Source organism: Micromonospora sp. C95 (assembly GCF_018070465.1).
Lineage (GTDB): Bacteria > Actinomycetota > Actinomycetes > Mycobacteriales > Micromonosporaceae > Micromonospora.
Window position 1 is genome coordinate 15,056 of sequence record NZ_JAGPXT010000041.1, and the last position, 24,455, is coordinate 39,510.

The 24,455-nt window shown below is 70.9% G+C and carries 20 protein-coding genes and 1 tRNA gene; 6 read left to right on the forward strand and 15 right to left on the reverse strand.

Annotation, left to right across the window (positions count from 1 at the left end):
• Positions 1–78: 78 nt before the first annotated feature.
• From KBX00_RS27405 to prmC, 3 genes are read right to left on the reverse strand one after another with little or no spacing between them, the layout of a single operon-like run.
• Positions 79–690: a phosphotyrosine protein phosphatase gene (locus KBX00_RS27405; protein WP_210830950.1), complete on the reverse strand. Its 612-nt coding sequence runs from the start codon at positions 688–690 to the stop codon at positions 79–81.
• Complete coding sequence (locus KBX00_RS27410; protein ID WP_210830968.1) at positions 691–1,335, reverse strand: L-threonylcarbamoyladenylate synthase; 645 nt, start codon at positions 1,333–1,335, stop codon at positions 691–693.
• Complete coding sequence (gene prmC, locus KBX00_RS27415; RefSeq protein WP_210830951.1) at positions 1,335–2,315, reverse strand: peptide chain release factor N(5)-glutamine methyltransferase; 981 nt, start codon at positions 2,313–2,315, stop codon at positions 1,335–1,337. Before prmC ends, KBX00_RS27410 begins: the two co-directional genes overlap by 1 nt.
• A gap of 70 nt (positions 2,316–2,385) precedes the next feature.
• Between prmC and KBX00_RS27420 the strand changes: the two genes are divergently transcribed.
• Positions 2,386–3,936 (forward strand): GGDEF domain-containing protein, encoded by a 1,551-nt coding sequence (locus KBX00_RS27420; RefSeq protein WP_210830952.1) that lies wholly within the window; start codon positions 2,386–2,388, stop codon positions 3,934–3,936.
• A 15-nt stretch (positions 3,937–3,951) separates the two neighbouring features.
• Here the strand turns inward: KBX00_RS27420 and prfA are convergent, their stop codons facing one another.
• The 6 genes from prfA to KBX00_RS27450 form a co-directional block, all read right to left on the reverse strand.
• The gene (gene prfA, locus KBX00_RS27425; protein ID WP_210830953.1) at positions 3,952–5,040 is read right to left on the reverse strand and encodes a peptide chain release factor 1; all 1,089 of its coding nucleotides are present in this window, start codon (positions 5,038–5,040) and stop codon (positions 3,952–3,954) included.
• 84 nt (positions 5,041–5,124) lie between these two features.
• On the reverse strand, positions 5,125–5,349 hold the full coding sequence (rpmE, locus tag KBX00_RS27430) for a 50S ribosomal protein L31 (RefSeq protein ID WP_093405395.1): 225 nt from the start codon (positions 5,347–5,349) through the stop codon (positions 5,125–5,127).
• 422 nt (positions 5,350–5,771) lie between these two features.
• On the reverse strand, positions 5,772–7,799 hold the full coding sequence (rho, locus tag KBX00_RS27435; protein ID WP_210830954.1) for a transcription termination factor Rho: 2,028 nt from the start codon (positions 7,797–7,799) through the stop codon (positions 5,772–5,774).
• A gap of 296 nt (positions 7,800–8,095) precedes the next feature.
• Positions 8,096–9,040, reverse strand: a complete 945-nt coding sequence (gene thrB, locus KBX00_RS27440; RefSeq protein ID WP_210830955.1) for a homoserine kinase — start codon at positions 9,038–9,040, stop codon at positions 8,096–8,098.
• An 88-nt stretch (positions 9,041–9,128) separates the two neighbouring features.
• Positions 9,129–10,367, reverse strand: a complete 1,239-nt coding sequence (locus tag KBX00_RS27445; RefSeq protein WP_210830956.1) for an MFS transporter — start codon at positions 10,365–10,367, stop codon at positions 9,129–9,131.
• Positions 10,368–10,454: 87 nt separating this feature from the next.
• Complete coding sequence (locus KBX00_RS27450) at positions 10,455–13,751, reverse strand: efflux RND transporter permease subunit (protein ID WP_210830957.1); 3,297 nt, start codon at positions 13,749–13,751, stop codon at positions 10,455–10,457.
• Between the two features lie 45 nt (positions 13,752–13,796).
• On the opposite strand from KBX00_RS27450, the gene KBX00_RS27455 reads away from it, so the two are divergent.
• Positions 13,797–14,135 carry a hypothetical protein gene (locus KBX00_RS27455; RefSeq protein WP_210830958.1) on the forward strand — a complete coding sequence of 113 codons (339 nt, stop codon included), beginning with the start codon at positions 13,797–13,799 and terminating at the stop codon, positions 14,133–14,135.
• Between the two features lie 203 nt (positions 14,136–14,338).
• Here KBX00_RS27455 and thrC read toward each other — a convergent pair whose 3' ends face one another.
• From thrC to argS, 4 genes are read right to left on the reverse strand one after another with little or no spacing between them, the layout of a single operon-like run.
• Positions 14,339–15,388: a threonine synthase gene (thrC, locus tag KBX00_RS27460; RefSeq protein ID WP_210830959.1), complete on the reverse strand. Its 1,050-nt coding sequence runs from the start codon at positions 15,386–15,388 to the stop codon at positions 14,339–14,341.
• Between the two features lie 35 nt (positions 15,389–15,423).
• Positions 15,424–16,746: a homoserine dehydrogenase gene (locus KBX00_RS27465; protein WP_210830960.1), complete on the reverse strand. Its 1,323-nt coding sequence runs from the start codon at positions 16,744–16,746 to the stop codon at positions 15,424–15,426.
• A complete protein-coding gene (lysA, locus tag KBX00_RS27470; RefSeq protein ID WP_210830961.1) occupies positions 16,743–18,128 on the reverse strand; it encodes a diaminopimelate decarboxylase in 1,386 nt (461 codons plus the stop codon). The genes KBX00_RS27465 and lysA overlap by 4 nt, the downstream gene beginning before the upstream one ends.
• Before the next feature lie 58 nt (positions 18,129–18,186).
• The gene (argS, locus tag KBX00_RS27475; protein ID WP_210830962.1) at positions 18,187–19,851 is read right to left on the reverse strand and encodes an arginine--tRNA ligase; all 1,665 of its coding nucleotides are present in this window, start codon (positions 19,849–19,851) and stop codon (positions 18,187–18,189) included.
• A gap of 100 nt (positions 19,852–19,951) precedes the next feature.
• Between argS and KBX00_RS27480 the strand changes: the two genes are divergently transcribed.
• The 4 genes from KBX00_RS27480 to KBX00_RS27495 all read left to right on the forward strand — a co-directional run bounded on the left by KBX00_RS27480 (position 19,952) and on the right by KBX00_RS27495 (position 22,422).
• Entirely contained in the window at positions 19,952–20,770 is an 819-nt protein-coding gene (locus tag KBX00_RS27480; protein WP_210830963.1) for a DUF3105 domain-containing protein, read from the forward strand.
• Between the two features lies 1 nt (position 20,771).
• On the forward strand, positions 20,772–21,425 hold the full coding sequence (locus KBX00_RS27485; RefSeq protein WP_210830964.1) for a DUF305 domain-containing protein: 654 nt from the start codon (positions 20,772–20,774) through the stop codon (positions 21,423–21,425).
• Between the two features lie 173 nt (positions 21,426–21,598).
• Positions 21,599–22,291, forward strand: coding sequence for a winged helix-turn-helix domain-containing protein (locus KBX00_RS27490; RefSeq protein ID WP_210830965.1), 693 nt, complete (start codon positions 21,599–21,601; stop codon positions 22,289–22,291).
• A gap of 59 nt (positions 22,292–22,350) precedes the next feature.
• Positions 22,351–22,422: transfer RNA gene (locus KBX00_RS27495), tRNA-Arg, on the forward strand.
• 169 nt (positions 22,423–22,591) lie between these two features.
• Here KBX00_RS27495 and KBX00_RS27500 read toward each other — a convergent pair.
• Positions 22,592–24,031, reverse strand: coding sequence for an FG-GAP-like repeat-containing protein (locus KBX00_RS27500; RefSeq protein WP_210830966.1), 1,440 nt, complete (start codon positions 24,029–24,031; stop codon positions 22,592–22,594).
• Positions 24,032–24,168: 137 nt separating this feature from the next.
• Positions 24,169–24,455 (reverse strand): VCBS repeat-containing protein (locus KBX00_RS27505; protein WP_210830967.1); only part of this gene is annotated, 287 nt, incomplete at its 5' end.

A 24,455-nucleotide genomic window follows, 5' to 3' on the forward strand; every position in this document is an offset into this window, starting at 1 on the left:
CCGTCAGGACTCCCCCAGGATGTCGCTAATCACCCTTTCTGCCGCGCCTTTCCCCCAAACCCGGATGAAATTCGCCGATCAGGGGAGCAGTAGCGCGGCGAGCGGCTGCACCGTCTCCTCGATCTCGTCGGCGACCCGGGTGAAGCACTGGTCACCGCGCCCCCAGGGGTCGTCGAGGTCGTCGGTGGGCAACGCGGTGGCGCCCTGGCGGGCCTCGTGTGCCGCCTCGACCAACGCCACGCCACGGGCGTGGACCGCGTCGGCGGTGGCCTCGGCCGCCGGCAGCCCGGCCGGATCGAGGGCGGCCAGCAGCCGGCCGAACTCGCCGAGCACGAACGTGCGGGCGGCGGCGTCGGGCCGCAACGCGGTCACGTAATCCTGCTGATCCGCGGTGGCGGTCAGCACCAGGTCGGCGGCGTCGATGTGGTCGGAGCGCAGTTTGCGGGCGGCGAACCCGGCGGTGTTGCCGCCCCGGTTGGTGACCTGACGGGCGGCCGGCGGATTCATCTCCTCACCGGCATGCCAACCGCCGGTGCCCGCGCTGTGGCTGTGCAGCAGTTCCTCGGCTTGGGCCGGATCGACCTCGCGCCGGGCCAGCCGATCGGCCAGGGCCAGCGTGAGCAGCCGCTCGGCCATCGGAGAGCGGCAGATGTTGCCCATGCAGACGTGCAGGACGGTGAAGGGAGGCACCTACGCCACCTGACTCTCACGCAGTTCCGGTACCACCTCACGGAGCCGGGCCAGGTCGATCGCGCCCTCCCGGACGAGTACCGGCTCGTCGCCGGTCAGGTCCACGATCGTGCTGGGCACCGGATCCACCGCCGGCCCCGCCTCCAGGTACGCCCGCACGGAGTAGGCGAGTTGGTCACGTGCCTGGTCGGCGGTGAGCGCGGCCGGCTGGCCGAGCTTGTTGGCCGATGCGACCGCCATCGGCCCGGTCTCGCGCAGCACCTCCAGCGCCACCGGGTGCAGCGGCATCCGCACCGCCACGGTGCCGCTGTCGTCGCCGAGATCCCACCGCAGACTCGCCGAGTGCTTCACCACGATGGTCAGCGCCCCCGGCCAGAACGCCTCGACCAGGTCCCGCGCCGCGGTCGGCAGGGTGTAGGCCAGGCCGTCGAGGGTGTGCCGGGAACCGATCAGCACCGGCGGCGAGGCGTGCGGGACACCCTTGGCGTCCAGCAGCGCCTTGACCGCGTACGGGGTGAACGCGTCGGCACCGATCCCGTAGACCGTGTCGGTCGGCAGGACGACAAGTTCGCCGTTGCGGACCGCCTCGATGGCCGCAGCGATGCCGCGGTCCCGGTCGGCGACCGACCGGCAGTCGTAGAGCATCACGAGGAGCCAGTCTGCCACGTCGTGGTCGCATCGGGTGGCGGGCGGTCCGCGAGGCGGGACGCGGTGACGAAACGCGGCCGGCCGGCCAGGTCCCGGTGGTCGACGATCGCGGCGTACCGACCGTCGGCGGCGAGCAGGGCGGGCAGCACCGCGCCGTGGCTGTCGTCGTGCTCGATGCCGAGAGCGCCGCCGGGTGACAGCAGAGAACCCGCGCGGTCGATCACCCGGCGGATGACGTCCAGCCCGTCCGCCCCACCGAACACGGCCTCCGCCGGGTCATGCTCGGCCACCTCCGGAGGTACGGCCACGGCGAGCGGGACGTACGGCGGGTTGCACAGCAGCACGTCCACCTGACCTGCCAGCTCGGCCAGCAGCGCCGCATCGGTGACGTCCGCCGCCACCACCTCGATCGGCCGGTCACCGGCGGCGACCCGATCCGCCGCGTTGCGCCGCAGCCAGGACAGCGCCTGCGGCGAGCGTTCCACCGCCACCACCCGGGCCTGCGGCACCTCGGACGCCACCGACAGGGCGATCGCCCCCGACCCGCTGCACAGGTCCACCACCAGCGGCTCCGGCCGCCCGTCCGCCTGCCCGCCGTCGTTGCCCGCGACCCGCCGGGCCTGGTCGACGCCCCAGCCAGCGAGCAGTTCGGTCTCCGGGCGTGGCACGAAGACACCCGGCCCGACGGCCAGCTCCAGGTGCCGGAAACCGGCGGTGCCGGTGAGATACTGCAACGGTTCCCGTCGGGACCGACGGACCACAAGCGCTCGGTAGGCGTCGAGTTGCTCGTCGGTGAAGCCGTCCGCCAGGGCCAACCGCCCGCGAGGGATCTCGAGCACGTACGCGGCCAGCAGCTCGGCCTCCACGCGGGCCGAGGTCACGCCGCCGGTGGCGAGAGCACGGGCCGCGTCGGCGATCACGGACGTCGGACGGTGACGTCTCGTCCCTTCGGACGGGTGTTGCGGTGCGGTGGTCACGCAATAATCATGAGGCGTCGCCGTGCACGTGCATAAGCGGGTGCAGCGGCACACCGACAGGAGGTCGCGGGTGGGCTGGCTCGACCGGGTCGAGGACCAGGTTGACGCCCTGACGAAGGCGCGGGCGTTGCAGGAGGTGAGCCGTTCCACCGAGGCGTACGGGCTCCTGGATCAGGTGCTGCGTGCCACCCGCGACCCGCACGCCCGCGCCGACGCGCTCGTGCAGCGGCTCTCGGCCCTGATCAATCTCGGGCGCACCGCCGAGTACACCCGCGCCATCGAGGAGGCGTCCGCGGCCGTACGCGACCTCGCCGAGCCCTATCTGCACGGGCACCTCAACGCCCTGGCCGCGCTGGCCGCCCACCATCAGGGCGCGCTGGACCGCTGCGTGACGCACCTGGTCAAGGCCGCCCGGGCACTCGGAGCGGTGGAGGATCCGGACCGGGACACCGCCTGGGGCTGGCACGACCTGGCGATGGCGTACTCGTACCTCAGCTTCCACGGCTACGCGCTGGGCGCGATCGAACGCGCCCGACAGCTCGGCACCGCCGCCGGCATCCCGGAGGAGACGTTCGCCGCACCGGGCATCCGGCTGCGCAACGCGGTCGCCCTGGACCACACCGGCGACAGCGACGGCTGTCTGCGCGTACTGCGGGATGTCGGCGGTGACCTGGGCCGGTTCGTCACCGCCGGGCGTGCCGACCGGCTGCGCCCCAGCAGCCTGGCCGCCTACGGCTACGCCGCCGCCCGCCGGTGCGCCCTCGGCGACGAGATCGACCCTGTCCCGGGCCTGGACCCGGCCCGGCTGCTCGGCTACGGCGCGGACAGTGCCCGGGCCCGCGACATGCGCCAGCTCGGCCAGGTGTGCCTCGCCATCGCCAGCGGACGCCCGATCGAGGCGGTCACCCGGCTGGACACCGTCCAGGTATCCGCCGAGACGCTCGGCGCTGCCGAGGCACCCCGGCTGCGCAGCATGGCGCTGGGACGAGCCGGCGACCACGCCGCCGCGCACCGCGCCGACCGGCTGGCCTTCCGGCTCGCCGCGCAGCGCCACGACCGGCTCCGCGACGTCTACATCGACGGCATCGCCGCCCGGATCGACCACGAGGAGATGCGCCGCGAGGCGGCCCGGTTCGAGGGCGAGGCGTTGACCGACCCGCTGACCGGGCTGCCCAACCGGCGCCGGCTGGAGCGCTACATCGCGGCCGTGGTCGCCCGGGGCGAACGGGTGGTGATCGGCGTCTGCGACCTGGACGGGTTCAAGGCGGTGAACACGCGGCACGGGCACCACTCGGGGGACCTGGTCCTGCAACGTGTCGCCGGAGTCATCAACCGGGTGATGCGTCGGGGCGACTTCGTCGCCCGCTACGGCGGCGACGAGTTCGTGGTGGTGCTGCCGGAAGCGGGGATGACCGAGGCGGCCGAGGTGGCCCGGCGGATCGACGCCGCCGTCCGCACCGAGGACTGGGAGTCGCTGGTACCCGGCACCCCGGTCGGGGTCAGCATCGGCTTCGCCGAGGTGGGCACCGGCGGCCCCGGCCAGCGGGACGCGCTCGGCGCCGCCTTCGAGGCCGCCGACCGGGAGATGCTGCGGTCCAAGGCCCGGCCGCGTAGCGCCTGAGCCGTCCGCTGAGGCTCAGCGGCGGGTCAGCTCCGCGTCGCCCGCCAGGCGCGCGGCCCGGTCCGCCTCGCCGAGCGCGTCGAGCACGCCGTCCAGCTCCCCGGCGAGCACCAGGTCGAGGTTGTACGCGGTGAAGCCGATCCGGTGGTCGGTGATCCGGTTCTGCGGAAAGTTGTAGGTGCGGATCCGCTCCGAGCGGTCCACCGTACGCACCTGGGCCTTGCGGGCGTCCGACGCGGCGGCGTCGGCCTGCTCCTGCGCGGCGGCCAGCAGCCGGGCGCGCAGAATCCGCATCGCCTGCTCCCGGTTCTGCAACTGGGACTTCTCGTTCTGGCACGAGACCACGATGCCGGTGGGCAGGTGGGTGATCCGCACCGCCGAGTCCGTGGTGTTCACCGACTGGCCGCCGGGACCGGACGAGCGGAACACGTCGATGCGCAACTCGTTCGGGTCGATGGTGACGTCGACCTCCTCGGCCTCCGGCAGCACCAGTACGCCGGCCGCGCTGGTGTGGATGCGTCCCTGCGACTCGGTGACCGGGACCCGCTGCACCCGGTGCACGCCGCCCTCCCACTTCAACCGGGACCAGACGCCGTTGCCACCCTCGGGCGCACCCTTCGTCTTGATCGCCAGCGAGACGTCCTTGACCCCGCCGAGGTCGGAATCCTGGGCGTCGATGACCTCGGTGACCCAGCCGCGCCGCTCCGCGTACCGGGTGTACATCCGCAGTAGGTCACCGGCGAACAGCGCGGATTCCTCGCCGCCCTCGCCCGCCTTGATCTCGACGATGACGTCCTTGGCGTCGTGCGGGTCACGCGGGATGAGCAGTTCGGCGAGACGCTCCTCCAGCACTGGCAGCGTCGCCGCGATCGTCTCGGCCTCGGCGGCGAAGGAGGCGTCCTCTGCGGCGAGTTCGCGCGCCGCGGCGAGATCGGCGCGGGCCTGCTCCAACTCGGCGGCGGCCTTGTGCAGCGGCACCAACTCGGCGTAGCGACGCCCGACCCGGCGGGCGGTGCCCTGGTCGGCGTGGATCGCGGGGTCGGCCAGTCGCTTCTCCAACTCGGCGTACTCGTCGAGGAGGGCGGCCAGGCGTTCACTGCTCATGCTGGAATTCGCTCCTTGTGACCGGACAGAGACGGACGACGCCCGCGCCCGGCGGGAAACCGGACGCGGGCGTCGGACGAGGAGCTACTTGGCCTTCTTGCCCTGAACCTTGGCGTACTTCTGCTGGAACTTCGCGACCCGACCAGCGGTGTCCAGCACACGCTGCTTACCCGTGTAGAACGGGTGGCAGGCGCTGCACGTCTCGACGTGGATCGAGCCGCCCTTGGCGGTGCTGCGGGTGGTGAAGGTGTTACCGCAGGAGCAGCTGACCTCGGTGGTCACGTACTCCGGGTGGATGTTGGGCTTCATGTCGCCTCGGTCCTCTCGTCTCTGGTCGCCGGGTCGCCCCTGTGCCTGCTGGTGAGGGCGTGAACCGGAACCGGTGGCCGATTGACCAGTGTGCCACGGGCCTCGGTGGGCCCCGGAATCGGGCCGACACCGACTGGTCGCCGGTAGCAACATCGGGCCTCGCGTACGCATTCCCACCACCTGCGCGAAGCATTCCTGCACCCGCCCCGCCGCCACCGGCAAAAAGATACCTACCTCCCCACCCCTTTGCTCTGCTTCAACCGGCGCACTGGTTCCGGCCGGCCTCCGGTGCGTGGGGTGAAGCAGAGCAAAGGGCCGGAACCCGAGAGGGTACGGGCGGCGAGACACGGGCCGATCCGGCACACGAGTGGGGCGTGGCCGGATCCGGCCACGCCCCACTCGTCGATCTTCGTCGGCGGAGGCTACTCCCCCGGCGTCGACTTGGCGATCTGCATCAGGAACTCGATGTTGGTACGGGACTGCTTGAGCCGATCCAGCAGAAGGTCGAGCGCCGCCTGCGAGTCCAGCGAGTGCAGCACCTTGCGGAGCTTGTGCACGATGGCCAACTCCTCCGGCGCGAGCAGGATCTCCTCCTTGCGCGTACCGGACGGGTGGATGTCGATGGCCGGGAAGGTCCGCTTGTCGGCGATCTTCCGGTCCAGCTTCAGCTCCGCGTTGCCGGTGCCCTTGAACTCCTCGAAGATGACCGTGTCCGCCATCGAACCGGTCTCCACCAGGGCGGTGGCGAGGATGGTCAGCGAGCCGCCGTTCTCGATGTTGCGGGCCGCACCGAGGAAACGCTTCGGCGGGTACAACGCGGTGGAGTCGATACCACCCGACATGATCCGACCGCTGGCCGGCGCCGCGAGGTTGTACGACCGACCGAGCCGGGTCACCGAGTCGAGCAGCACGACGACGTCGTGGCCCAGCTCGACCAGGCGCTTGGCCCGCTCGATCGCCAGCTCGGCGACGGTGGTGTGGTCCTGCGGCGGGCGGTCGAACGTGGCCGCGACGACCTCGCCCTTGACCGACCGCTGCATGTCGGTGACCTCTTCGGGTCGCTCGTCGACAAGCACCACCATCAGGTGGCACTCCGGGTTGTTGTGCGTGATGGCGTTGGCGATCGCCTGCAGCACCATGGTCTTACCGGCCTTCGGCGGCGAGACGATCAGCGCCCGCTGCCCCTTGCCGATCGGCATGACCAGGTCGATGACCCGGGTGGTGAGGATGTGCGGCTCGGTCTCCAGCCGCAGCCGCTCCTGCGGGTACAGCGGGGTGAGCTTGTAGAACTCCGGCCGGCGCTTGGCCTCGTCCGGCTCCATCCCGTTGATGGTGTCCAGCCGGACCAGCGGGTTGTACTTGTCGCGCCGCTGCTCGCCGTCACGCGCCGCCCGTACCGCGCCGGTGATCGCGTCACCGCGCCGCAGGCCGTACTTCTTGATCTGGGACATCGACACGTAGACGTCGTTGGGACCGGCCAGGTAGCCGGTGGTCCGGACGAAGGCGTAGTTGTCGAGCACGTCGACGATGCCGGCCACCGGAACGAGCACGTCGTCCTCGCTGACCTGCGGCTCACGACCGCCGTCGCCGCCCGAATCGTTGCGGTCACCCCGGCCCCGCCGACGGTCCCGGAAACGGCTGCGCCGGCTGCGCCGACCGCCGCCCTCGCCGTCGTCGTCACCGTCGTTGTCCCGGTCGGCGCGCTGGCCGCGCTCGCCCCGGTCACCCCGGTCGCCGCGCTCAGCACGGTCGCCCCGGTCGCCCCGGTCGCCCCGGTCGGCGGCACGCTCGCCGCGCTCGGACCGTTCTGCGGCACGGTCGCCACGCTCAGCCCGCTCGCCACGATCGGCGCGGTCGCCCCGGTCGGCACGGTCGGCACGGTCGCCCCGGTCGGCACGGTCGCCACGCTCAGCCCGCTCGCCCCGATCGGCGGCACGATCGCTACGGTCGCCACGATCGCCACGATCGCCGCGTTCGGCGCCACGATCACGGCCGGACCGGCCCTCGGACCGCTCGCCGTCGGCGGCGGCCTCCTCGGCACGCGGTTCCGCCAGGGCGGTCCGGCTGCGCCGGGTACGGCCACGACCCTCGCTCTCGACGCTCGCCGCCGGCTGTTCGGCGCCACGGCGTTCGGCCTCCGGCCGCTCGCCGGTGTCCCGTACCTCCGCGTGCACCTCCTCGCGGACCGGCGCGGCGGCCGCCGCGACCTCGGCCCGTGGTCGAGGGGCCCCGGCAGCGCCGCCCTGCCGCTCGGTGATCGCGCTGATCAACTCGCCCTTGCGCATGCGAGCCGTCCCCGAGATGCCGAGCGACGCGGCCAGGCTCTGCAGCTCCGGCAGCAGCATCGCCGACAGGCCGGTGCCGCTGCGCCGACGGCGGGCGGGGGCAGCGGTGGTGGCATCGCCAGCGACGTTGGAAACATCCGACGTCACGTCGGTGGTGTCGCTCAATGGATTCCTTCCCTCGATAGGCCGGGACTGCCCGGAATCGACTACAGGTGGCCGGGCGGCCTCGGTACACCCGCCTCGCATGACGCTTCGCGGGAGTCTTTGACACAGCAGCCGGTCGGTCTCCCGACCCACCAGATGCAGCGGTGGGCGGGTTTCGCCGTCTGCGGCGACCAGTGAAGACTGCGGTGCGGCGTTAGCCTAGGCAGGGATGACGGGCTTACCGCCGAAAGCTTCGGGGGTGCGCCGACCCGCAGGGAGATCGCATGCTTCGCGGCTGTGCTAAGTCTAGAGCGTAATCAACTCTTACGACCTGCGGCAACAGGGTCCCGCTCCGCGTGTCCGAGTCTACCCCGCTCGACCTGCGCCCCGCATACATCTACCGGCAACCGCAGCAGCCGCCAGTCTGTTCCCGCGTCGAATTCTACGGGCAGCTCGGACAGGGCGAGCACGGTGGGCCCGGCACCACTGACCACGGCCGCCACACCGGCCGCACGCAGCTCGTTGACCAGGGTATTCGTGTCCGGCATCGACGCCGCGCGATAGCCCTGGTGCAACCGATCGGCGGTCGCCGGCAGCAGCAGCGCCGGCTGTGTGGTCAACGCGTGCACCAGCAGCGCCGCGCGGCCGGCGTTGAACGCGGCATCGGGGTGCGGCACGGTGGCCGGCAGCGCCGCACGGGCCGAGGCGGTCAGCCCCCGCTCGGCCGGCACCAGCACCGAGGGGCGTACCTCGTCGGCCACCGGCAGCGACACCGCCCGGGAACCGTCCGGCTCCGTCCAGGCCAGGGTGAAGCCGCCGAGCAGGCAGGGTGCGACATTGTCCGGATGGCCCTCGATCTCGGCGGCCAGCCGCAGCACCGCGTCGTCACCGAGGCGACTCTCGCCCTCCGTCACCAGCGCCCGGGCCAGCAGCACCCCGGCGACGATCGCCGCCGACGAGGAGCCGAGGCCGCGCGCCTGCGGGATGCGGTTGACGCAATCCACCACCAGCCCGGGTGGTTGCCCGCCGAGCGCGTCGAAGGTCGCGCGCATGGCGCGTACCACCAGATGACCGTCGTCCACCGGCAGGTCGCCGGCTCCCTCGCCGGTCACCGTCACCGTCACGCCCCCGGCCGTCACCTCTGCGGCGACGTGGTCGTGGAGCGCGAGGGCCAGCCCCAGCGCGTCGAAGCCCGGCCCCAGGTTCGCACTGGTGGCCGGCACCCGGACCCGGACCGGTTCGGCGACGAATGTGGTCGACACGCCGCCCATGCTAGGGACAGCCGCCACCGATGGGGAGCATCGCCCGGCACCTGGGACGCCGGACACCGGTGGTCCCGGCCGGCTCGCGCTACCGGTTCTCGGTGACGGCGGGTGGCGACACGGTGAGCGACAGACGCCGCGTCGCGATCCGCCAACCGATCGCGTAGACCAGGGTGACCAGGCCGCAACCGGCCAGTACGACCCGCTCGTCGACGATGTCCACGACCGCGGCCACCACCAGCTGGCTGACGGAGATTGCCAGAGTCGCCAGCATCATGTCGGTGGCGAAGACGCGACCCCGTAGCCGGTCCGGCACCTCGCCCTGCAGGGCGAAGTTCGACATCACCCAGTTGCTGCCGCCGGCGAAGTGGGCCACGAAGACCAGGACCAGCACCAGCGGGAACCAGGCAACCACGGAGGTGCCGAGGTAGGCCAGACCGTACGCCGACATGGAAAGGGCCAGGCCGGGCAGCAGCCAGGCGCGGTTGGTCAGCACCCGACGCATCATGATCGGACCGACCAGCGCGCCGGCACCACGGACGGCGAACAGCAGGCCGGCGCCGAGCGCGCCGACCCCGTACACCCCGGCGAGCAGCGGGAAGACGGTCAGCACGCCGTTGCCGAGGCCCACCGCCGACTTGACCGTCACCAGCGCCAGCACCCGGGGACGGTGCCCGATGTAGACCAGGGCCTCGCGGATCGCCGCCCACGTCTGCGGCGGCTTCGCACCCCGCTCCCGAGATGCCTGCAACGGGCGGCGGATGAGCGTGGCCAGGCCCGCGGCGATCACCAGCCCGACCGCGCCGACCCAGAAGCAGGCGTACGGCCCGGCCGCTGCGCTGAGCACCCCACCGAGCGACGCGCCGACGACGGTCATCGTGCCCCACGCCGAACCGGCCACCGCGTTGCCGGCGGCCAGCTCGTCCGGATCGAGCACGTTCGGCAGCGCCGCCTGCGCCGCCGGGGAGTAGAACGCCTTCGCCACCGCGACCACGCCGATGCCGAGCATCGCCAGCCAGGCCGTGCCGGCATCGCGTACGCCGAGCAACAGCAGGACACCGACCAGCGCGGCGGCGTTGGAGACGATCATGATCGTGCGTCGGTCGAACCGGTCGGCGATGGTGCCGGTGTACGGCAGCAGCAGCGCCACGATGCCGGTGTCCACGGCGAGCACCAGGGCACCCCACACGCCACTGCCGGTCAGTTTCGGCAGCAGCACCAGCAACGGCACCATGACGAACCAGTCGGCACCGAAGACCACCAGCTCGGCCAGGAAGAGATTACGGAAGTTCCGGTTGCGGGTGAGGACCGAGAGGGTGGACGCCACGGAGCGGACCATACCCGGCCACCGTCGGTGGCCGAGTCGGAGCGCGGACATCCCCGGAGGGCCCGAGAACCCTCCGGGGACGCCCGGTCACTCGTTCGGTGGGAACGGCGAACTACGGGTCTTCGGCAGCCGGAGCACCTCGAACTGGTCGGTGTTCTCGATCAACGCCCCGGAGGGTGCCGCCGGTACCGGCCGGCTCTCCCGCCGGCCGGCATCCACCCGGCCGGCGCCGACCTGCGCGGCCACCGGCGTCCGGTCGGTGTCCGGCTCGGTGCCGTCGCCGTCGTTGGCCTCGCCGTCACCCGGTTCATCGGCCGGGTCACCGTGGCGGCGACGCCGCCACGCCCGCACCGACACCTTCGTGTCCTCCACCATGGCGTACAGCGTCGGCACCAGGATCAGCGTGAGCAGGGTGGAGGTGAGCAGGCCGCCGATCACCACGATCGCCAGCGGTCGCGAGATGAAACCACCCTCCCCGGTGAGCCCGAAGGCCATCGGCGTCAACGCGAAGATTGTGGCGATCGCGGTCATCAGGATCGGCCGTAGCCGGTGCCGTCCGCCCTCGACCACCGCCTCCCGCACACCCATCCCCTGGTCTCGGTACTGGTTGACCAGATCGAGCAGCACGATGGCGTTTGTCACCACGATGCCGACCAGCATGAGCACACCGATCAGCGCCGGCACGCTCAGCGCGGTGCCGCTGACCAGCAGCAGGGCGACCGCTCCGGTGGCCGCGAACGGAATGGAGACCAGCAGGATCAGCGCCTGCACCACGCTGCGGAACGTCGCCATCATGATCAGGAAGACGATCGCGATCGCGGCCAGCACGGCCAGACCCAGATCGGCGAAGGTCTCCCGCTGCTCGGCGCTGACCCCGCCGAGGGAGAACGTGGCCCCCGGTACGTCGATCGCGTCGAGCCGACTCTGCAGCTCGGTGCTGATCGCGCCCAGGTCGGAGCCGGTTACCGTGCCGGTCACCGAGACGCTGCGCTCACCGTCGATCCGCCGCACCTGCTGCGGGCCGGTGGTCTCGGTGACATCGGCGACGTCGTCCAGGGTGACCGCACCCACCGGCAGCGCCTTCAGCTCCGCCACGGTCACCGGCGGTGCCGCCGACAGCCGCAGCACCACGTCCCGGGCGGCGCCGTCGACGGTCACCTGCCCCAGCGGCGTACCCCGGAAGGCCTGCGACACCAGCTGACCGACGGCGGCCTCGGTGAGCCCGGCCCGGCTGGTCGCCTCCCGGTCGACGGTCACGTCGACCCGGGGTACCCGCTCGGCCAGGGTGGTCGAAACGTCCTCGACCCCGCCGATGCCGGTCAGCGCCGTCTCGGCCTGCTGCGCGGCGGCGGCCAGCACCTCGGGATCGGCCGCCCGGACGATGACCGCCAGCTCGTTGGCGGACGCCCCGCCCTGACCCGCCGGGAAGGTGATCTCGCCGGCCTCGGACCCGAGCGACGCGAACCGGTCCCGCAGCACGCCGCGCATCGCCTTCGCGTCGGTCTCCCCGCCGAGCCGCAGGGCGTAGTTGGCCACGTTGTTGCCGGCGCTGCCGGCCCAGGGCGTGTCGCCGCCACCGGCGGTGACCTGGTACGAGTCGATGCCCGGAGTATCGGCCAGCACCGCCTCGACCCGCCGGGCCGCCGCGTCGGTGCCGGCCAGCCCGGTGCCGATCGGCAGTTCCTGGCGGACGTTGAGGGTGTCCTGGCCGGAGTCGTCGAGGAAGTTCGTCTCCAACTGCCGGGCCAGGCCGAAGGTGCCGAACAGCACCAGCAGCCCCGCCGCCAGGGTCGCCCACCGGTAGGCCCGCCGACCGGTGGCGAACCGGATGACCGGCAGATACGCCCGCTGCAACGGGCTGCGCAGCTCGCGCTCCTCCGCCGCCCGACGCACCGCCGCACCGTCGGCCGCACCGCTCACCGGCTTGAGGAACCAGTACGCGAGCACCGGGATCACCGTCAGCGACACCAGCAGCGAGGCGAGCAGCGCCACGGTGACCGTGATCGCGAAGGGCGCGAAGAGCTGACCGACGAAGCCGCCGACCAGGGCGATGGGCGCGAAGACGGCCACCGTGGTCAAGGTCGACGCGGTGACCGCGCCGGCCACCTCGCGTACGGCGGTGAGAATCGCCTGCCGCTTCGGTCCGCCGTACGTCAGGTGCCGCTTGATGTTCTCCAGCACGACGATCGAGTCGTCCACCACCCGGCCGACCGCGACCGTCAACGCGCCGAGGGTGAGCAGGTTGAGCGAGTAGTCACCGATCCAGAGGGCGATCAGCGCCACCACCACCGACAGCGGGATGGAAACCGCGGTGACCACTGTGGAACGCACCGACAGCAGGAACACCAGGATGACCACCACGGCCATGATCAGACCCAGCAGACCCTCGGTGCTCAGCGTCTTGATGGACTTCTCCACGAACGGCGCCTGATCGAGCACGACGGTCAGCTCGGCACCGGTGGCGGAGCGCAGGTCGGCGAGCCGATCGGCGACCGCGTGCGAGATCTCTACCGCGTTGCCGTCCGGGTCGGCGGTGACCGCGATGCCGAGGCTCTCCCGGCCGTTGGTACGGGTGATGGCGGTGGCCGGGGCGAGCTGCTCCTCGACCGTGGCCACGTCGCCGAGGCGGACCGGACCGGCCTTCTTGACCGGCGGAGCGACGATCACGTCCCGCAGCTCGTCCAGCGTGGTCAGCGGGGCACCCACCTGCACCGGCAGGGTGCGCTCACCGTCCAGCACGGCACCGGCCGGCACCGCCACACCGTTGACCTGCAACGCGGTGCCGATCGCGGTCGGCTGCACCTTCGCCTTCGCCAGCTTCGCCGGATCCGGCGTGATCACCACCAGCTCGTCCCGGACTCCGGTCAGTTCGACGCCGCGTACGCCGTCGATCGCCGCCAGTTCCGGCACCACGGTGTCCCGGAGCTTGCCGGCGAGGGTCCGCTCGTCGTCGTCGCCGGACGCGGCCAGCACCACCGCCGGCAGGTCGTCGGTGCTGCCCGCGATCACCTGCGGGTCGACGCCCTCCGGCAGGCTGGTCCGGTTGATCGCGGTCTGCATTCTGCTGACCATGTCGTCGAGTTCGGTGCCGAACTCGTACTGCACCTGGATGGTGGTGAGGCCCTCCCGGGAGGTCGAGATGACCGAGTCGAGACCGGCGATGCCACGCAGGCTGTTCTCGATCGGCTCGGCGACCTCCGACTCGACGACCTCCGGCCCGGCACCGGGGTACTGGGCCACGATGAAGGCGGCGGGAAACTCAAGTGACGGTAGGAGTTGCTGCTTCAGTGACGGCACGGCGTACGCACCGAACGCCGTGGTCACCACCGCGATGAGGGCTACCAGCCCTCGGTTGGCGAGGCTGAATCTGGCGAGCAGCGACATCGCGAGGCTCACTCCTGAGGGAGAGGGTCGAGGGGTACGAGCAGTGTGCCCGACCCGGTCGGTCCACCGGCCTCCGGGGCAGCCGAGCTCTCGGCGGTACCGATCCGCAGCGACGGCAGCATCGACCGGCTGCCCGCCACCTGGTTGCAATCCGTGCTCTGGGCACAGCTCCACGCGGGCTGGAGCTACCTGGCTGAACACGACGGGTCCCGCCACGAGGTGCTCGGCCTGGTCACCCGGACCTTCGCCAGCGCGGTCACCCCCGAACCCGACCGGGCGAACCACACGTACCCCGCGCGCTGTCGAGCTGACTGCACAGACGGTTCACCGGAGCCGACCGGTGGCCAGCGCCAGCGCCAGCGCCAACGTGACGTCCGCGAATGACATCGCAGCGCCGACGCTCAGCGGGACGCTGAGAGCACAGCTGGTTCAGCTCGACAGGACGCGAGCACCTGTCCCTCCCGCCAGCGAGCCCGCGTGACGCCGGATGCCGCGAAAGCCGGCCGCCGGCAGAAGCGGGTCGCGAACTCGGGCGATCAGCCAGCAGATCAGCAAGCCAAGCGGACCAGCGGGAGGGCGCCCGGCCGTCAGGCGAGGTCGAGCGAGCGGGCGGCGACGAGCGGATCGTTGGCGATGGTGACCGGGGCGGGCGCGGTGGAGATGGCCCACTCTGGATCCTTGAGACCGTGCCCGGTGACCGTGCAGACCACCGTGGCCCCGGCCGGCACCCGGCCGGCGGCGGCCTGCTGGAGCAGGCCGGCGACGCTTGCCGCGCTGCCCAGTTCCACGAAGACACCCACCTCCCGGGCCAGCAGCCGGTACGCCGCCAGGATCTCCCGGTCGGTGACCGCCTCGATCAGGCCCCCGGAGGTGTCCCGCGCATCCAGGGCCTTCGTCCAACTCGCGGGGTTGCCGATCCGGATTGCCGTGGCGATGGTGGACGGCTCGGCCACCACCTGCCCGGTCACGATCGGCGCCGCGCCAGCCGCCTGGAAGCCGTACATCTTCGGTAGTTGGCTGGCGTTGCCGGCCTCATGGTCCTCCGCGTAACCCATCCAGTACGCGGAGATGTTGCCGGCGTTGCCCACCGGCAGGCAGTGGATGTCGGGTGCGTCGCCGAGCGCCTCGACGATCTCGAAGGCGGCCGTCTTCTGGCCGTGCAGCCGGTCGATGTTCACCGAGTTGACCAGGGCTACCGGGTAGTCCTGGGCGAGCTTTGCGGCCAGTGCCAGGCAGTCGTCGAAGTTGCCGTTGACCTGGAGCAGCTTGGCCCCGTGCACGAGCGCCTGGGCCAGCTTGCCCAACGCGATCTTGCCCTGCGGCACCAGCACGGCGCAGGTCATCCCGGCCCGGGCCGCGTACGCGGCGGCGGAGGCGGAGGTGTTGCCGGTGGAGGCGCAGATGATCGCCTTGTTGCCGGCCTCGACCGCCTTGGAGACGGCCATCGTCATGCCTCGGTCCTTGAAGGAGCCGGTCGGGTTCGCGCCCTCCACCTTGAGGTACACGTCGCAGCCGAGCCGGGCGGAGAGCACCGGCGCCGGCAGCAGCGGCGTGTTCCCCTCGTGCAGGGTGACCACCGGCGTGGCGTCGGTGACCGGCAACCGGTCCCGGTAGGCGTCGATCAGACCACGCCACATCACGCTCTCCTCGCCTCCGCGATCGGTCCGGCCGCTCACAGCCCGCCCTCCACCCGCAGCACGCTCGCCACCGACCGGACGATGTCCAGCCCGCGCAGTTCCCGGACGGTCGCCGCGAGCGCCGCGTCCGGCGCGACATGGGTCACGATGACCAGGACGGCATCACCGGCCGCTCCGGCGGCACCGGCGGCCGGCCCCTGACGGACGGTGGCGATCGACACCTCGTGCCGGGCGAACACCCCGGCCACCGACTCCAGCACACCGGGTCGGTCGGCCACGTCGAGGCTGATGTGGTAGCGGGTGAGCGCCTCCCCCATCGGTCGTACCGGCAGGTCGGCGTAGGCGGACTCGCTTGCCGCGCGCACTCCGGCGAGCCGGTTGCGGGCCACCGCCACCACGTCACCGAGCACCGCACTGGCGGTCGGCGCCCCACCGGCACCACGTCCGTAGAACATCAGCTCCCCGGCCGCCTCGGCCTCCACGAAGACCGCGTTGAACGCGTCGCCCACGCTGGCCAGCGGATGGGTCACCGGGATCATCGCCGGGTGCACCCGGACACTCACCGCCTCCCGGCCCTGCCGGTCGGCGCCACGCGCGGCGATACAGAGAAGTTTGATCGTGCAACCCATCGCCTTGGCACTGGCCACATCCGCGGCGGTGACCTCGGTGATGCCCTCGCGATGCACGTCGGCGGCGGCGACCCGGCTGTGGAAGGCCAGTGAGGCGAGGATGGCCGCCTTGGCGGCGGCGTCGAAGCCCTCCACGTCGGCCGTCGGGTCGGCCTCGGCGTACCCCAGTTCGGTCGCCTCCTCCAGCGCCTCGGTGAACCCGGCGCCGGTGGCGTGCATCGCGGAGAGGATGAAGTTGGTGGTGCCGTTGACGATGCCGGTGACCTGGGTGATGCGGTCACCGTGCAGCGACTCCCGCAGTGGGCGCAGCAGCGGGATGGCTCCGGCCACGGACGCCTCGTAGTAGAGGTCGCCGCCCCCCTCCGCCGCCGCGTCGTGCAACGTGCCGCCGTCCTCGGCGAGCAACGCCTTGTTGGCGGTGACCACGCTCTTGCCGGCCCGCAACGCCTCCACCAGCCAGCCGCGCGCCGGCTCGATGCCGCCGACCACCTCCACCACCACGTCGACGTCGTCCCGCTTGATCAGCCCAAGCGCGTCGGTGGTGAACAGGGCCGGGTCGACCGGGAGGTCGCCGCGGTCCCGTCCGAGCCGGCGTACGGCGATGCCGGCGATCTCCAACGGAGCACCGACGCGGGCGGCGAGGTCCGCCGACTGCTCGTGCAGCAGCCGGACCACCTCGGCACCGACGGTGCCGCAGCCGAGCAGGGCAAGGCGTACAGGTGACGTCATCCCACATCCAAAGCGAGCAGGTCCTCTTCGGTCTCCGGTCGAACGATCAGCCGGGCCCGGCCGTTGCGAACCGCGACCACGCCGGGGCGGGGCACGTGGTTGTAGTTGCTGGCCATGCTGCGGCAGTACGCGCCCGTGCCGGGCACCGCGACAAGATCTCCGGGCTGCACGTCGGCGGGCAGGAATTCATCCTTCACCACGATGTCCCCGGACTCACAGTGCTTTCCCACCACGCGGGCGAGCATCGGGCCGGCGACGCTCCCCCGGGAGGCCAGGGTCGCCGAGTACGACGCGTCGTACAGGGCGGTCCGGATGTTGTCGCTCATCCCGCCGTCGACGCTGACGTACGTCCGGATGCCATCGACATCCTTGACCGTACCCACCTCGTAGAGGGTGAACACGGCCGGGCCGACGATCGCCCGCCCCGGTTCGATTGACAGGTGCGGCGTGGCCAGCCGCTCCGCCGCGCACTCCGAGTCCACGATCTTGCGCAGCCGCTTGGCCAGGTCGTGCGGGGCAGCCGGATCGTCCTGCGAGGTGTACGCGATGCCGAAACCACCACCGAGGTCCAGCTCGGGCAGTTCGACGCCGCGAGCGTCGCGGATCTGCGCCTGCAGGGCCAGCACCCGACGGGCGGAGACCTCGAAGCCGCTCGTGTCGAAGATCTGCGAGCCGATGTGCGAGTGCAGCCCACGCAGCTCCAGCACGTCCTCGTCGAGCACGCGCAGCGCCGCGGTCAGGGCCGCCCCGCCCGCGAGGGAGAAGCCGAACTTCTGGTCCTCGTGGGCGGTGGCGATGAACTCGTGGGTGTGCGCCTCCACCCCGACGGTGACCCGGATCAGCACCCGGGGCCGGACGCCGCGTTCGCGGGCCAGCGCGGTGAGCCGCTCGATCTCGTGGAACGAGTCGACGATGATCCGGCCCACCCCGACGTCGAGGGCCCGGGTCAGCTCGGCCACCGACTTGTTGTTGCCGTGGAAGCCGATCCGTTCCGGCGGCATCCCGCCAGCCAGCGCCACGGCCAGCTCGCCGCCGCTGCACACGTCGAGGAACATGCCCTCCTCGGCGATCATCCGGACCACCGCACGGCAGAGGAAGGCCTTGCCGGCGTAGTAGATGTCCTCGTCCGGGAAGGCGGCCCGGAAATCCCGGCAGCGCGAGCGGAGGTCGTCCTCGTCGAGCACGTACACCGGGGTGCCGAACTCGGCGGCGATGTCGCGTACGCCGAGGCCCGCGACGGTGAGCGCGCCGTCGGCGCCGCGCGTCACGTGGCGCGGCCACAGCTGCGGCACCAGGGCGTTGACGTCGTCGGGGGTACGCAGCCAGGCCGGCCCCCGGTTGCCGATGTCGCCGTGCAGCGCGCCCGCCTCGTGAGCCCGCATCAGTGCCTCCCTGACTTCGCGACTGCGGGGCTCGCAAGCTCACTTCTCGCGCTCACGGCTACATCCGCTCCGGTGCCGAGACGCCGAGCAGGCGCAGCCCGTTGGCGATGACCACCCGGGTCGCGTCGTTGAGCCAGAGCCGCGCCCGGTGCAGGTCGGTGACGGCCTCGTCGCCCCGGGGCAGGATCCGGCAGTTGTCGTAGAACCGGTGGTACGCCCCGGCCAGGTCCTCCAGGAACCGGGCCACCCGGTGCGGCTCCCGCAGCTCGGCGGCGGCGGCCACCACGGCGGGGAACTCGGCCAGCGCCTTGAGCAGTTCGTTCTCCTTGTCGTGGTCGAGCAGCTCGGGCCGGAACGACGCGGCGTCGCCCCGGGTCAGGCCGACCTCGGCGGCGTTGCGGCCGACGCTTGCCGTACGGGCCGCCACGTACTGCACGTAGTAGACGGGGTTGTCCCGGGTGGCCCGGGTCCACAGCTCGATGTCGATGTCGATCGGCGAGTCGCTTGAGTAGCGGGCCAGCGCGTAGCGGGCGGCGTCCACCCCGATCGCGTCGACCAGATCCTCCAGGGTGACCACGGTGCCGGCCCGCTTGCTCATCCGGACCGGCGCGCCGTCGCGGACCAGGTTCACCAGCTGGCCGATGAGGATCTCCAGCGTCTGCTCGGGGTCGTCACCGAAGCAGGCGGCCATCGCCTTCATCCGGCCGACGTAGCCGTGATGGTCCGCGCCGAGCATGATCACGACGCGGTCGAAACCACGTTCCCGCTTGTCGAGGTAGTAGGCGCAGTCGGCGGCGAAGTAGGTCCACTCACCGTTGGACTTGCGCAGCACCCGGTCCTTGTCGTCGCCGAAGTCCGTGGTCCGCAGCCAGGTGGCGCCGTCGGAGTCGAAGAGGTGGCCCTGCTCGCGCAGCCGGGTCAGGGCGTGCTCCAACTCGCCGCGATCGTGCAGGTCCTTCTCGTTGAAGTAGGTGTCGAACTCCACCCCGAAGTCCCGCAGCGACGACTTGATCTCGGTGAACATCAACGCGACGCCCTCGACCCGGAACACCTCCTGGGCGGCGGCGTCGTCCAGGGTCAGCACGTCGGGCCGCCGGGTGGTGACCTGCTCGGCGATCTCGGCGATGTACGCACCGCCGTAGCCGTCCTCCGGTGCCGGCTCGTGTCGGGCGGCCGCGAGCAGCGAGCGGGCGAAGCGGTCGATCTGCGAGCCGGCGTCGTTGAAGTAGTACTCGGTGCCGACCTCGGCTCCGGTGGCCCGCAGCAGCCGGCTCAACGCGTCGCCGACCGCCGCCCAACGAACGCCACCGATGTGCACGGGGCCTGTCGGGTTGGCCGAGACGAACTCCAGGTTGATCTTCAAACCGGCCAGCCGGTCGCCGCGGCCGTACTCCTCGCCCGCCTCGACGATCGAACGGGCGAGCTGTCCCGCGGCGGCGGCGTCGAGCCGGATGTTGAGGAAGCCCGGGCCGGCGATCTCGACCGACTTGATCCCCGGCGTGCTGGCCAGCTCGGCGGCGAGTGCGGCGGCCAGTTCCCGGGGCGGCAGGCCGACCTTCTTGCTCAGCTGAAGGGCCAGGGTGGCAGCGTAGTCGCCGTGCTCGGGGTTGCGCGGTCGCTCGACCGTGGTGTGCTCCGGCAGCGCGGAACGGTCCAGCTCTCGGTCGGCGAAGACGGCGTGAGCGGCGGCGAGGACGGCTTCGGCGAGTTCTGCAGGAGTCACCGATCCATGTTATCGGGGGTAGACTCGGTCCCCGCGGCGGCGACCCAGCATCCGAACCCGGCCCGCCAGAGCCCCTGACCGACCGACCTGACGAGGGACGATGAGTATCAGCACCCCGGGTGGCCCGGAGCGCCGCCCGACCGTGGTCAGCACCGGCAAGAAGCCGGCGGCGGGACGGCCGGCCGCCGGCGCCAAGGCGACCGGAGCCAAGGCCGGCCCGAGCAAGTCCGGCTCGGCCAAGCGCGCGGGGGGCGGCAAGGGGCCGCGTAAGCCGATCACCCCGGTGAAGGTCAGCCAGGGCCGGTCGTGGGGGCCGATCGCGCTCTTCGTCGCCGTCGGTGTGCTCGCCACGTCGATCATCGGATTCGGCGCCTGGGCGACCTTCAAGGGCAGCCAGTCCTGGGAGGACAAGGCCGCCGACATCGCGGGCATCGTCAACTACCGCCAGGACGACCCGGACAGCCTCACCTACGAGTCACACCAGTCCGGCAAGATCGAATACAAGTACGCCCCGCCCGTCGGCGGCGCGCACAACAACGCCTGGCAGCGGTGCCTCGGCGACGTCTACGACGCGCCGATCGCGGCCGAGCACGCGGTGCACAGCATGGAGCACGGCGCGGTCTGGCTCACCTACCGTCCCGACCTGCCCGCGGCCGACGTCGAGAAGCTGGCGAGCGTGATCCGGGGCAACGACTTCATGCTGATGAGCCCGTACGAGGGGCTGGACGCCGCCGTGTCGCTCCAGGCCTGGGGTTACCAGCTCAAGGTCGACAGCGCCGACGACCCCCGGATCAAGGAGTTCGTCACCACGCTGGCGCAGAACGCCTCGATCGAGCCGGGTGTGCCCTGCTCCTCCGGCAACTACACCACCGGCACCGGCACCGAGCCGCGCGAGTTGGCTCCGCCGACGGGTGGCTGACATGCCCAGCGCGATCCAGGAGGCGACCCCGGCGCAGCGCAACGGCACCGAACTCCACCGGTCGTCCCGGACGCTGCGTTACCTGACCCTGGTCATGGCGGCGGTGCTACTGCTCGGCGTCGGTTGGACGGCCGCGACACTGGTGTCGGACCGGGCGCCGGGTGACGACTCGGCCGAGGCCGGCTTCGCTCGGGACATGTCCCGCCACCACGCCCAGGCGGTGGAGATGGCGATGATCGCGTACGACAAGGCACAGAATCCGGCGCTGCGGCAGATGGGCTACGACATGGCCCTGACCCAGCAGGCCCAGATCGGTCACATGCAGCGCTGGTTGCAGGAGTGGGAGTTGCTGCCCACCGGTTCGCGGCCGGCGATGGAGTGGATGCCGGACGCCGTGCCGCTCGGCCCGGACGGGCTGATGCCCGGCATGGCGACCCGCGAGGAGATCACCCAACTGCACGAGGCCCAGGGCGTCGAGGTCGACCAACTCTTCATCAAGCTGATGATCAACCATCACCTCGGCGGCGTGCACATGGCCGACGGCCTGTTGCAGGTCTCCGATCGTGCCGAGGTGGTCCGGATGGCCGAGGCCATGAAGCAGACTCAGCAGAAAGAGATCAACGAGCTGCGCCGAATGACCCCCACCGGCGGTTGATCCGCTCGTCTGGCGTACCAACCCTCGCCGCCCCGCTCGCCTGATCGAGCGGGGCGGCGGCGTGTCGGCGGCCGAGCGCCATCGAGATTGCCTCCTGCGCCCCATCTTGGGGATATAAGACCGATTTTCCCTCTAGGGGTTACTTGGAGCGAACTGCACTCGTTGTCCGGGACGTGGGGGTTGCACTCAGAGACGCGCGGCGGTCGGTCACCAGCTGGTGCCGACGCCACACCATCGGCGGTGACGGAGCGGTGGCAGCCGTCCGTCGCGGACAGCGGCAGGGTGAGCCGGGAACACTCAGCCGCGAACAGGAACTCGAACTGATCGACACCCTTCGGGGCGTACACCCCGACGCGTTCGGCCTGGACGAGGAGCTGTGGACCCGACAGAGTCTGCACGCCCTCATCCAGCAACAGTTCGGTCTGACGCTGGACGTGGGAGTGGTCGGGGCGTACCTGCGGGCCTGGGGGTTGGGTCCGCGCGAGCCCCGCGAGCGGGCCTGCGGACTCTGCGTCGGGGCGGTCGAGCGCTGGGTCCGCAGCGAGTACCCGGCGATCGCCCGGGCGGCCCAGGAACACCTGGCCGAGGTCTACTGGGTGGGTCGGGTCCGACTGCGCGGCACCATGCCTGCGGCCGACGTCATCTCGGCGGTCTCCTCGCGGGGACGGGTCCGGTTCATGGTCACCACCCCGTCGGTCGACCCGCCGCTGCCCCGGGAGTTCGTGCACCGACTGAGCGGAGCCGAGCGGCGCACCGTACACCTGATCGTGGACGGCTCATGGGCCCGCAACGAATGGCCGCGCCGGCTCCCCCGGCGCATCGTGCCGCACCCGCTGCCCAGCTGCGGACGCGCACTCGCCGCCTGACGCGCCGATACCGATTGGGCGATCGGGAGGGGCGTTTGCTAGTCTTCTCCAGTCGCTGAGCCCCCGTAGCTCAGGGGATAGAGCACCGCCCTCCGGAGGCGGGGGCGCAGGTTCGAATCCTGCCGGGGGCACCTTTCATACCACCTTCGAGTTCGCTACACGATCGAACAGATCCTCCAGCAACCTGGTCGAGCTGCGGATATGGGTCTGTCTCGCTTCGCGGACGGCGTACGCGCGTCCAGTCGTCGAGTGCTGGGGTGCCATCCGGCACGTCGAATGGCACCCGCGGTGTGGTTGTCGCTAGTTGTTGATGGGGATGTCGGAGCTGTTGCCGCCGTAGGGGTAGTTGCTGTACAGCACGGTGTTCTTCTCGATGGATTTGATGTGCCAGCGGCCTTCGTTCTTGCGGTAGACGGCGATGTCGTCGTGGTTGTCGCCGTCGAAGTCGCCGATCTGGGGGATGTCGTTGTCGACGGTGGAGCCGTACTTGGTGGCGGACAGCAGCAGGGTCTGCCGCTTGGCCGACCAGATCGTCCACTCCGCCGTCTGCGCCCGGTAGATCACGATGTCGTCAGCGCCGTCACCATCGAAATCCCCAGCGAGAGGAATGTCCGAGCCCCAACCACCGAAAGGATGGCTACTCAGCAGGACCGCGTCCTTGCGGACCGACTTGATGTGCCAGCGGCCCTCGTTCTTCCGGTAGACCGCGATGTCGGAGTAGCCGTCACCGTCGAAGTCACCCACCAACGGAATGTCGTTGTCGACGGTGGAGCCGTACTTGGTGGCGGACAGCAGCAGGGTCTGCCGCTTGGCCGACCAGATCGTCCACTCCGCCGTCTGCGCCCGGTAGATCACGATGTCGTCAGCGCCGTCACCATCGAAATCCCCGGCAAGAGGAATGTCCGAGCCCCAACCACCGAAAGGATGGCTACTCAGCAGGACCGCGTCCTTACGGACCGACTTGACATGCCAGCGGCCCTCGTTCCTCCGATAGACCGCGATGTCCGAGTAGCCGTCACCGTCGAAATCACCCACCAACGGAATGTCGTCATCGACAGTGGACCCGTACTTGTGAGAACTCAGCAGGACCGCATTCCGCTTGACGGACTTGACATGCCAGTGAGCCTCACTCTGCCGATACAGACCGATGTCATCAAAACCGTCACCATCAAAATCAGCACGCGGCCGACCGCCGGTCCAGAGCGCGTCGACGATCCGCTGCGCGTCGGCCGCCTGGACCTGGTACCTGTCCGGGTAAGCGGACCGCTGAACCCGCTGGGCGACGGTGCCTATCTGTTCGGTCTGCCAGGTGCCGTTCGGGTACTCCTGGAGCATCTTGTTCAGGAAGGCATTGGTGGCCCAGACCGGATTCAGGCGGTTCTCTCGGCTTCCCCACGGGTCTTGCTGCTGGAAGAGCCCGACGCTGGTGTGGTCCACCACGTCACTGCGGTTCTGTAGGTGGGTCTCCACGATGACGGTGGCGATCGCGATGACGGCAGCGCGTTCGGCCAGCCCGCGTGCCTTGACCGCCTGCACGACCACCCGGGCGCAGGAGGTCCGGTACGCGTCCATGTATCCGCGCATGTCGCTCTGAAGTTGGTCATTGAGTTGGATGGCAAGCGCGGCATCCGCGCCCGTCGCACCGTTCGGGTCGCAGGGTTCGGTCTGCACCGCGAACGGAACGATACCGGGTGCGGGCTCAGGTATGGCATAGGCCGCAGAGGCGGTTCCCAGCGTCATCGCGCCGACAAGTGTGGCGGTGCCGACAGCGGCCACTGACAGGAAAGGGGTGCGGGGCATGAAGAGCCTTTCGTGCGGGGGAGGGTGTGTGCGGGTGCCATCCGGCACGTCGGATGGCACCCGCGGTGTGGTTGTCGCTAGTTGTTGATGGGGATGTCGGAGCTGTTGCCGCCGTAGGGGTAGTTGCTGTACAGCACGGTGTTCTTCTCGATGGATTTGATGTGCCAGCGGCCTTCGTTCTTGCGGTAGACGGCGATGTCGTCGTGGTTGTCGCCGTCGAAGTCGCCGATCTGGGGGATGTCGTTGTCGACGGTGGAGCCGTACTTGGTGGCGGACAGCAGCAGGGTCTGCCGCTTGGCCGACCAGATCGTCCACTCCGCCGTCTGCGCCCGGTAGATCACGATGTCGTCAGCGCCGTCACCAT